Source organism: Oerskovia sp. NPDC060287, from assembly GCF_042726775.1.
GTDB classification, from domain to species: Bacteria; Actinomycetota; Actinomycetes; order Actinomycetales; family Cellulomonadaceae; genus Oerskovia; species Oerskovia merdavium.
The window spans coordinates 1-9,762 of the sequence record NZ_JBHXBO010000159.1; the positions used below are offsets into that span (position 1 = coordinate 1).

Below are 9,762 nucleotides of genomic sequence, written 5' to 3' on the forward strand. Positions count from 1 at the left end.
GCCGCGGCGACCATCATGACAGCCGTGCCGGCCCTTGCGGTCCGGGTCCCACGGCGGGCGCGCCCGTGCGCACCGCCTGAGCGGCCGCCTAGTCCTCGTCGGCCGCGGGGGCCGCCTTCTCCCCCGTGAGCGGGACGACGGGCGCGGGCTCGCTCTTGCGGGGCCGGTAGACGACCTGGGCGTGGAAGACGAAGCGCAGCAGGAACGCGACCACCAGGGTCAACGCCTGGGCCAGGACCGGCGGCATGCCCGTCAGGACCACGAGCCAGTGCAGGAACGGCAGACGTACCGCGGCCTCGATGCCGTTGAACGTGAACGACTGCGCGGCACGTTTCCACACGTTGCGCCCCTCGTCGCGCAGGTCGTGGAACACGAAGTGCTCGAGCAGCAGGAAGTTCGTCACGATCGTGACGGCCGCCGAGACCACCGCGGCGGGCATGTAGTGCACCCCGAACTGCTCGAGACCCCACATGATCGCCAGGTTCAGCACGGCCCCGAACGCACCGACGAGAGCGAACGTGGACATCCGCCCGAACCGCAGCGCGGTGAGCTGCTGCAGGTACCGCAGCCCGTTCGCGAACGTCGCCTTGGACTCCCCCGCGAACCGCTCCCCGAACACGAACGGTTCCTCGACGACCTCGACCTTGTTGCGCGCCAGGATCTCCAGCAGGATCTTGAACCCCCGCGGCCGCAGCGCCGCGACGTCGATCGCGGCCGTACGCACCGCGAAGAACCCCGTCATGGGGTCGGTCACGTTGCGCAGCCGCACCGGGAACATCGAGCGAGCGAGCAACGAGGACGCCGACGAGACGAGGTGCCGCCACCTCCCGTCGAGCCCACCTGCGTCGCCGTTGCCCGTGTACCGCGAGGCCACCACGAGGTCCGCGCCCGTGGACGCCGCCGTCTCGAGCAGGACCGGCACCATCTCCGGCGGATGCTGCAGGTCGCCGTCCATGACCACGACCCACTCCCCGCGCGCCTGCCCCAAGCCCTCGACGACCGCCCCGCTCAGACCACCGACCGGCTCGTCGCGACGGAGCAGGCGGACCGGCAGGGTCGAGGCCTCGGCCACGCGGTCGACCACCGCGGGCGTGTCGTCCGTCGAGTCGTCGACGAAAATCACCTCCGCGTCGATCCCCTCGACCGCGACGGCGAGCCGCCCCACGAGCTCCTCGACGTTCGGCCCCTCGTTGAACGTCGGCACGACCACGGTGACCTGCATGCGCCCTCTTCCGCTCTGCCCATCGCCGGTGGCTCCCGGCGCACATCAGTCCATCGTCGCCCGGATCCGGTCCGGGCGACAGGTGAACCACCGCTGACGACAGTCTTCCGGGCGGACCTGGGGCGCGCCTGTACGGCCCCTGTGCGGTCCGCCCGGGGCGGTCAGCGCGTCAGGACCGCGATCGCCTCGACGTGGTGGGTGTGGGGGAACAGGTCATATCCCCTGACGGACTCGACCGTGTAGCCGTGCTTCGCGAAGTAGGCGATGTCGCGTGCGAGCGCGGCAGGGTCGCACGCGACGTACACGACGCGCGGGGCCTTCAGCGCGGCGACCGCGTCGACGACCTTGCGGCCCGCCCCGGTCCGCGGCGGGTCGAGCACCACGACGTCGGCCGTGGGCGCCGCGTGGTCCTTGGCCGCGAGGACCTTCTCGACCGGGCCGTGGTGCAGCTCGACCTGGGGCTTCTCGAACGCGTTGCGACGCGCGTCCTTGACGGCCCGCTCGTCACCCTCGATCGCGACGACGCGTCCCGTCTCGCCGACGGCGTCGGCGAGCGGGAGCGTGAAGAGTCCTGCCCCCGAGTACAGGTCGACGACGGTCGCCTCCTCGAGCGGTCCCGCGGCAGCCAGCACGGCCTCGGCGAGCAGCGCGGGCGCCTCACGGTGGACCTGCCAGAACCCGTCGGCCGCGACGCGGAAGGTGTGCTCGGTGCCGGCGACCGTGACGGACTCGGTCACGGCGCGGCGCGCGTGGGGGCGGCGGTCGATGTGACCCGAGTGCCAGACGACCCCGTCGACGAGCAGGATCGGGTCGCTGCCCCCGCCCGGGGCGACGAGCTCGAGCCGGGTGCCCGGACGCCAGCGGCGCGTGAAGACCTCTTCGGCCTCGGCGAGCGCCGCGACCTCCGGGGTCGCGAGCGGCATCTCGTCGAGCGGAACGACGTCGTGCGAGCGGAAGACACGCATGCCTGCGCGACCCTCGTCGTCCGCGACCAGGTCGATCCGCGTGCGGTAGCCGAGGCCCCCGCGCTCGTCGTCACCCGGCGCACCCTCAACCTCTACCTGAAGGTCAAGCCCGGCCAGGCGCTTGAGCTGCTCCTGGAGGACCGCGGCCTTCCAGCGACGCTGGGCCGGCAGGGAGACGTGCGAGAGCTCGCCGCCCCCTGCACCCCCGGCACCGGCCGCGGGCCAGGCCGCGGGAACGCGGTCCGGCGAGGGCTCGAGGATCTCGATCGCGTCGGCGCGCCAGAACTTCGCGGAGTCGCCGTCCTCGGTGAGTCGCGCGAGCACCCGCTCCCCCGGCAGCGCGTGCCGGACGAAGACGACGCGCCCGTCGAGCCTCGCGACGCAGTGGCCACCGTGCGCGACCGGCCCGACCTCGAGCTCGACCAGAGGTTGAGACTCAGGGGCGGTGGGAGTGGAGTTCAGGGTTTCAGACACTCCCCTAGTATCCCGGACGCGGACGGACTTCGTCCCCGATCCGGTCCCGGGCGCTGCGTGGGACCGCACACGTCCGGCTCAGTAGCGGCGGTTGATCCGCTTCTGCGCCGCGAAGCTCTCCTTCTCGAGGCCGGTCTGTCCCTTGGTCGAGGACAGCTGCCACGGCACCGAGGCCACGACCACGCCCGGGGTGAACAGGAGCCGCCCCTTGAGGCGCAGCGCGCTCTGGTTGTGCAGCAGGTGCTCCCACCAGTGCCCCACGACGTACTCGGGGATGTAGACCACGACCAGGTCGCGCGGGCTCTCGCGGTGGATCGAGCGCACGTAGGACAGGATCGGTCGGGTGATCTCACGGAACGGCGAGTCCAGGACGCGCAGCGGGACCGGGATGTCGAGCGCCTCCCACTCCGCGGTGAACTCGGCGACCTCGTCCGCGTCGACACCCACCGTCACGGCCTCGAGCACCGAGGGTCGCGAGGCCCGTGCGTAGGCCAGGGCACGCATGGTGGGCTTGTGGAGCTTGGAGACCAGGACGAGCGCGTGGACCCGGCTCGGCAGAGCGCGTGCCGCCGCAGGGTCCTCGCCCAGGGTGAGCTCGTCGCGCACCGAGTCGTAGTGCTTGCGGATCGCCCGCATGAGCACGAACACGACCGCCATCGCGAGGATCGCGATCCAGGCTCCGTGCGTGAACTTGGTGAGCAGCACGATGACCAGGACGGTCCCGGTCATCCCGAAGCCGATCGCGTTGACGACCCGCGAGCGCTTCATCTTGGTGCGGAAGCGCGGGTCGGGGGTGGTGCGCAGCTCGCGGGTCCAGTGCTTGATCATCCCGAGCTGGGACAGCGTGAAGGACACGAACACGCCCACGATGTAGAGCTGGATCAGTCGCGTGACCTGGGCGTCGAACGCCCAGATGAGGGCGATCGCCGCGACCGCGAGCGTCACGATGCCGTTCGAGAACGCGAGACGGTCGCCGCGCGTGTGGAGCTGGCGCGGGAGGTAGCCGTCCTTGGCGAGGATCGAGGCCAGGACCGGGAAGCCGTTGAACGCGGTGTTGGCGGCGAAGACGAGGATGAGCCCGGTGACCGCTGCCACGGCGTAGAACGCGATCGGGAAGCCTTGGAACACGACCTGCGCGAGCTGGCCGATGACCGGGTCCTGCACGAAGTCGTCGGGCACGGGCTGGCCGTTGATCGTGAGCTGCTCGGAGGGGTTCTCGGCGAAGTGGACACCGGTCTTCTGCGCGAGGAAGAGGATCGCCATAATCATGAAGGCGGAGATCGTGCCGAGCAGCGCGAGCGTCGTGGCGGCGTTGCGCGACTTGGGCTTCTTGAACGCTGGCACCCCGTTGCTGATCGCCTCGACGCCCGTGAGCGCTGCGCAGCCGGAGGCGAAGGCGCGCGCCACGAGGAACGCCCCCGCGAGGCCGGTCAGCCCCTGGTCGAAGTGGCTCTCGGCGACGAGCTCGTAGGTCGAGCTCTCGGCCATGGGCAGGGTACCCATGGCCGACCGGACGAAGCCGACCACCGCGGTCATCCCGATCGCGAACATGAACAGGTACACAGGGATCGCGAAGAACGAGCCCGACTCCTTGACCCCACGCAGGTTGATCAGGGTCAGCAGCACGACCAGGGTGATCGCGAACGCAGCCTCGTGGCCGCGCAGGAACGGCAGCGCGGCCGCGGCGTACTGGGTCCCCGAGGAGATCGAGACCGCCACCGTCAGGATGTAGTCGACCATGAGCGCCGACGCGACACCGACGCCCGCGGTCGGTCCCAGGTTGACCGTGGCGACCTCGTAGTCCCCGCCCCCCGAGGGGTAGGCGTGCACGTTCTGGCGGTAGGACGCCACCACGGTCAGCAGGACGACGACGACGGCCAGCCCGACCCACGGGGAGATGGTCGTGGCAGCCAGGCCGGCGATCGAGAGGGTCAGCAGGATCTCGTCCGGGGCGTACGCGACGGACGAGAGCGCGTCCGAGGCGAAGACCGGGAGCGCGATGCGCTTCGGTAGCAGGGTGTGCCCCAGGTCGTCGCTGCGGACGGGACGTCCGAGCAGCAATCGTTTGGCGGCATCAGCGATATCCGACACGTTGGTCCATGCTAGGCCCTCGGAGGGCCCTTGACGCGTCCACGGCCCCACGGATCTTGCCGCTCGCTCCTGTACGTGGACGCGACGCCGTCACGGTAGCGTTTCGCTCGTGCACTTCGTGATCATGGGATGTGGCCGTGTCGGCGCCACCCTCGCCCAGTCTCTCGAGAACCGCGGCCACTCGGTGGCCGTGGTCGACCAGAACCCCGACGCCTTCCGACGGCTGTCCGCGGAGTTCTCCGGCAAGAAGGTCACGGGCCTCGGGTTCGACCGCGACACGCTCGTCCAGGCGGGCATCGAGGACGCCTACGCGTTCGCCGCGGTCTCCGACGGCGACAACTCGAACATCCTCGCCGCGCGCGTGGTGCGCGAGACGTACGGCGTCGACAACGTCGTGGCCCGCATCTACGACCCTCACCGCGCCGAGATCTACCAGCGGCTGGGGATCCCGACGGTCGCGACCGTCCGCTGGACCTCGGACCAGGTCCTGCGTCGCATGCTCCCGCTCGGCGCGACCGACGAGTACCGCGACCCCTCGGGCCAGGTCCGCCTCGCGCAGACCGACTTCCACCCGGGCTGGGTCGGCCACGCGGTCGGGACCATCGAGTCGGCGACCGGCGCCCGTGTCGCGTTCCTCGGCCGGTTCGGCGAGGGGGTCCTGGCGACCCCCAGCACCGTCCTGCAGGAGAACGACGTGCTGCACGTGCTCATGCGCAGCACCGACGCCCCCACGGTCGAGCGCGTCCTCACGCACGCCCCCTCACTCAAGGAGAACTGATGCGCGTCGTCGTCGTCGGAGCAGGTTCGGTCGGGCGCTCGATCGCCCGCGAGCTGCTCAGCCATGACCACGAGGTCACCATCATCGACAAGCAGCCCGCGGCGATGCGGGTCGCGCAGGTGGCCGACGCGGACTGGCTCCTCGCGGACGCGTGCGAGCTCTCGACCCTGTCGGAAGCCAAGGTCGACGAGTGCGACGTGATCGTCGCCGCGACCGGCGACGACAAGGTCAACCTCGTCGTCTCACTGCTCGCCAAGACCGAGTTCGGCGTGCCGCGCACGGTCGCCCGCGTCAACAACCCCAAGAACGAGTGGATGTTCGACGAGTCGTGGGGCGTGGACGTCGCGGTGTCGACCCCGCGCATCATGACGTCGATGGTCGAGGAGGCCGTCGCGGTCGGCGACCTGGTGCGGATCTTCACGTTCCACCAGTCGGGGGCGGACATCCTCGAGCTCACGCTCCCCCCGGACTCCCCGCTCATCGGCACCAGGGTCGGTCAGGTCGCGTGGCCCCAGGACACCGTGCTCGCGGCGATCGTGCGCGGGACCCAGCCCATCACGCCCAGCATCGACGACACCCTCGAGGTGGGCGACGAGCTGCTCATCGTGACGGGTCGTGACGTCGACGAGGCCGCGCTCCTCCGGGTGCTGGTCGACCCGACCGACGACGACGGCGGCACCGGGGTGATCGACGAGACCACCGGCCTGCCCGTCTGACGACGGGTGAACGGCCCGCGCCCGGACCGCTCGGGCGCGGGTCGCCTCATCGCCTCATCGCGTCATCGCGTCAAATCCTCGTGCAAGGCGCGCGGATCAGTTCACGGGTCGCAGCAGCGGCTCGGCTCAGGCGGACGCAGGGGCTGCGGGCTCCTCGTCCGCGACCCGCGGGCGCCGGACCAGCAGCCAGGTCACCCAGAGCGTGAGCGCCCACAACGGGATGCCCATGACGAGGCGAGCCGTGCCGAGCCATGCGACCGCGTCCTCGCCGGCCATGAACAGCGGGACCTGCACGGCCAGCCGCAGCGCGAACATGCCGACCCACAGCCACGTCGCGAGCGCGTAGCGGCGCATGAGCGCGGGGTCCCCGCGCCAGCGACGGGCCCACACCGTGAAGGCACCCGGGGCGGGCTCGCCGTCCTCCCCGCGCGGGACGGGTGTCTCGCCCGGGGTGACCGACGCTGCCGAGGCGGCTCCGGCGTCGGGCTCCTCGTTCGCCGCGACGGCGGCCTTGACCTTGTCCCCGTCCGTCCACCCGCTGCGCAGCGCCTCGACGACCAGCCCGACCACGGGCCAGCGCACCAGCACCGAGACCGCCATGGCGACCAGGTACGCCGCGTTCGTCAGGAGGCCCGCGGCGTAGTAGTTCTGCGCCTCGCCCGACTTCCACGCCCACAGCACGCCGATCGCGACCCCCAGGAAGCCTCCGAAGGCTTGCGTGATGGGGGTGCGCTGCACCAGCCGCGCCGCCACGGCCACGAGCGCCACCGCGACCGACGCGATCAGCGCCGGCTGGAGCGTGTTGCCCGTCGCGATGAACACGACCACGAACACGAGCCCCGGGGCCATGGACTCCACGAGCCCGCGCACCCCGCCGATCGAGTCGGCGAGCGAGAACGACTCACCCGTCAGGGCGCGCACGCCCCGCGCGGCGCCCTCGTCCGGGGGGACGACGTCGTCGATCGCGTCCGCGACCTCCTCCACCTCCCGGGCGAGCGGCTCGGGGGCGGCAGGGTGCTCGTGCGTCATGTCGTCTCTCTCGCCTGCGGGGTGGGACACGGGCTCACTCGCCGGCGCGAGGGCGCAGCTCGTAACGGGGGTTGAACATGGTGCGCCGACCGGCGATCTCGCAGACCAGGCCCTCGACACGGACGCGACGCCCCGGCTCGATGCCGGCGATGCGCCGACGCCCGAGCCAGACCAGGTCGAGCGAGCCCGAGCCGTCGTACAGCTCGGCCTCGACCGTCGGCACGCCCTCGCGAGGGCGCAGGATCACGGACCGAAGGACCCCCGAGACGTGGGCGCGCTTGCGGTTCGCGAGGTCCGCGACCGCCGAGCACCCCGTCTGCTGAGAGGCCTCGTGACGTTCCTCGTCCGCGGCGATCTCCTCCTGGGAGGCCAGTACGGAGTGCAGCGCCTGACGTAGCGACATCTCGGGTCAGCGCCTCTCGGTGATCTCCGGCCCGCGGGTCAGCGGGTCGAAGGCCGGGAGCGACGGGGCCGCACCCTCCGGGGCCGCGACCGCAGGACGCGGCGCCTGACCGGGCAGGTGCATGGCCAGCAGGTCGCGCGGCGGGCGGGCGTTGCTGTCGCGGACCACGACGATGTTGGCGAAGACCGACTCGAGCAGTCGCGCCGCCTCCGGGTCCACGGCAGCCTTGCCCGTCAGGACCCCGCGCAGGAACCAGCGGGGGCCGTCGACGCCCACGAACCGGGCCGCGCGGAAGCCGCGCTGACCGTCCGGACCCGTGACCGGGAGCTTCGCGAGCAGCTCGCGACCGAACGGGCCGGGGATGTCGTCGACCGTCCCGCCCTGCTGGGTCACCGACTCGGCGATCTCCTCGCGGATCTCGTCCCAGATGCCCATGGTCTTGGGGGCGGCGAACGCCTGGACCTGGAGCGCCGAGCCGTTGACCGCCGCGGCCGCCCCCGTGATCTTCTGGGTCTTCTTGTCGACCTCCATGCGCAGCTCCATGCCCGGGACGCCCGGGAGCCAGATGGCCCCGAGGTCCGCACGGGCACCGAGCTCGCTGACCTGCGAGGAGTCGAACGGGCCACGGGTGCCCGCGGCCGGGGCCACGGGGGCCGAGCTCTCGTCCGCACCCGCCGGAGCCTCCACGGACCCGGAGCCCTCGGCGACGACCGCCTCGTCGCTCGACTGCTGCGACGCACTACGCCGGAACAAACCCACGGAAGCTCTCCTTCAGCTCTTCGCCGCGTCGACCATCGACCGCGACTCGTACGGGACGGCGTGCACCGATCCCCGTCCCCACCACACTAGACCGCCGCGCCGCTCCCGTGACCGTCCTCGGCCACCAGCGAACACGACGCCGCTCCGGGCTCACCGCCCGGCGGCCCACCCGCCGCTCGACCCGAAGCCGCCCTCGCCCCGGTGCGAGCCCGGCAGCCTCTCCGCCTGGAGGAAGCGTGCATGCTCGACCTTCTGGATCACGAGCTGCGCGATGCGGTCCCCGCGGTGCAGGACGACCGGCGCGGACGGGTCGGTGTTGTGCAGGATCACCTTGATCTCGCCGCGGTACCCCGCGTCGACCGTCCCGGGCGCGTTGACGATCGTCAGGCCGTGCCGGGCCGCGAGGCCCGACCGCGGGTGCACGAACGCCGCGTACCCGTCCGGGAGCGCGATCGCGAGCCCCGTGGGCACGGTCGCCCGGCCCTGCGGTGCGATCTCCACGTCGACGGTCGTCACGAGGTCCGCCCCCGCGTCACCCGGGTGGGCGTACGACGGGACCGTCGCGACGTCGTCGAGCAGCTGGACGAGCACCTCGACGTCGCCCGGACGGGCGGACGAGGGAACGGGCACGCGCGAGGGCGCTGGTTCTTCGATGGGCACCCGCAGAGCCTAGTGCTCGACGGGCGGGGCGGCGAACATCACCACGGGGCACCTCACGGACCTGGGATGATGGACCCATGCCTCAGCCTGACGCCGCCTACCGCGAACGCCTCCTCCCCGGACCCGGCGGCTGGTCCGCCGCCCTCGCCTTCGCCGTCATCCTGGGCATCGCCCTGTGGCCCGTGGACGAGGTCCTGTCCTACGTCACCGCCGGCATCGCCCTGGTGGTCCTGGTGGTCCTGCTCTGGTGGACGTCACCCGTGGTCTCGGTGGGGCCGGGCACCGACGGCACGCCCCACCTGCGCGCCGGACGGGCCGTCATCCCCACCTCGCTGCTGCGCGACGTCACGGTCCTGGACCGCGAGGCGATGACGCACGAGCTCGGCCCGGGACTCGACGCGCGCGCGTACGTCTGCCTGCGGGCCTGGGCGCGCACCGGGATCCGGGTCGAGGTCGACGACCCGGCCGACCCGACGCCGTACTGGCTCGTCTCCACGCGCGACGCCCCCGCGCTCGCCGCCGCGATCACGTCCACGGCCCGGTCCGCCTCGGCCTGAGCCGCCGACGCCGGACCGGGCCGGACCACCGCCGGGCCGGACCACCCGAGACCGGACCACCCGAGACCGGGCCGCCCAGGACACGCGAACGGCCGCCACCCCGAGGGG

10 protein-coding genes are annotated in these 9,762 nt (G+C 72.0%); 3 read left to right on the forward strand and 7 right to left on the reverse strand.

The features are described from left to right. Window positions 1-88 precede the first annotated feature (88 nt). From ACFWFR_RS13740 to ACFWFR_RS13750, 3 genes are all read right to left on the reverse strand, one after another. Window positions 89-1,222 carry a glycosyltransferase gene (locus ACFWFR_RS13740; protein ID WP_377623325.1) on the reverse strand — a complete coding sequence of 378 codons (1,134 nt, stop codon included), beginning with the start codon at window positions 1,220-1,222 and terminating at the stop codon, window positions 89-91. A gap of 161 nt (window positions 1,223-1,383) precedes the next feature. Continuing rightward, window positions 1,384-2,661 (reverse strand): class I SAM-dependent RNA methyltransferase, encoded by a 1,278-nt coding sequence (locus ACFWFR_RS13745; RefSeq protein WP_377623326.1) that lies wholly within the window; start codon window positions 2,659-2,661, stop codon window positions 1,384-1,386. A 78-nt stretch (window positions 2,662-2,739) separates the two neighbouring features. After that, window positions 2,740-4,752 (reverse strand): APC family permease, encoded by a 2,013-nt coding sequence (locus tag ACFWFR_RS13750; RefSeq protein WP_191805015.1) that lies wholly within the window; start codon window positions 4,750-4,752, stop codon window positions 2,740-2,742. Between the two features lie 124 nt (window positions 4,753-4,876). On the opposite strand from ACFWFR_RS13750, the gene ACFWFR_RS13755 reads away from it, so the two are divergent. Together ACFWFR_RS13755 and ACFWFR_RS13760 are read left to right on the forward strand one after the other, a co-directional pair. After that, complete coding sequence (locus ACFWFR_RS13755; protein WP_191805089.1) at window positions 4,877-5,530, forward strand: TrkA family potassium uptake protein; 654 nt, start codon at window positions 4,877-4,879, stop codon at window positions 5,528-5,530. Then, entirely contained in the window at window positions 5,530-6,246 is a 717-nt protein-coding gene (locus ACFWFR_RS13760; protein WP_191805018.1) for a TrkA family potassium uptake protein, read from the forward strand. The genes ACFWFR_RS13755 and ACFWFR_RS13760 overlap by 1 nt, the downstream gene beginning before the upstream one ends. 126 nt (window positions 6,247-6,372) lie before the next feature. Here ACFWFR_RS13760 and ACFWFR_RS13765 read toward each other — a convergent pair whose 3' ends face one another. The 4 genes from ACFWFR_RS13765 to dut all read right to left on the reverse strand — a co-directional run bounded on the left by ACFWFR_RS13765 (window position 6,373) and on the right by dut (window position 9,091). Further along, on the reverse strand, window positions 6,373-7,275 hold the full coding sequence (locus ACFWFR_RS13765; RefSeq protein ID WP_377616391.1) for a DUF3159 domain-containing protein: 903 nt from the start codon (window positions 7,273-7,275) through the stop codon (window positions 6,373-6,375). 34 nt (window positions 7,276-7,309) lie between these two features. Beyond that, complete coding sequence (locus tag ACFWFR_RS13770; protein ID WP_191805022.1) at window positions 7,310-7,678, reverse strand: OB-fold nucleic acid binding domain-containing protein; 369 nt, start codon at window positions 7,676-7,678, stop codon at window positions 7,310-7,312. Between the two features lie 6 nt (window positions 7,679-7,684). Then, window positions 7,685-8,437, reverse strand: a complete 753-nt coding sequence (locus ACFWFR_RS13775; protein ID WP_191805024.1) for a DUF3710 domain-containing protein — start codon at window positions 8,435-8,437, stop codon at window positions 7,685-7,687. Between the two features lie 150 nt (window positions 8,438-8,587). Beyond that, window positions 8,588-9,091, reverse strand: a complete 504-nt coding sequence (dut, locus tag ACFWFR_RS13780) for a dUTP diphosphatase (RefSeq protein WP_377616529.1) — start codon at window positions 9,089-9,091, stop codon at window positions 8,588-8,590. Between the two features lie 83 nt (window positions 9,092-9,174). Here dut and ACFWFR_RS13785 point away from each other — a divergent pair, with 83 nt between their 5' ends. After that, window positions 9,175-9,654 (forward strand): DUF3093 domain-containing protein, encoded by a 480-nt coding sequence (locus tag ACFWFR_RS13785; protein WP_377623327.1) that lies wholly within the window; start codon window positions 9,175-9,177, stop codon window positions 9,652-9,654. Window positions 9,655-9,762 lie beyond the last annotated feature (108 nt).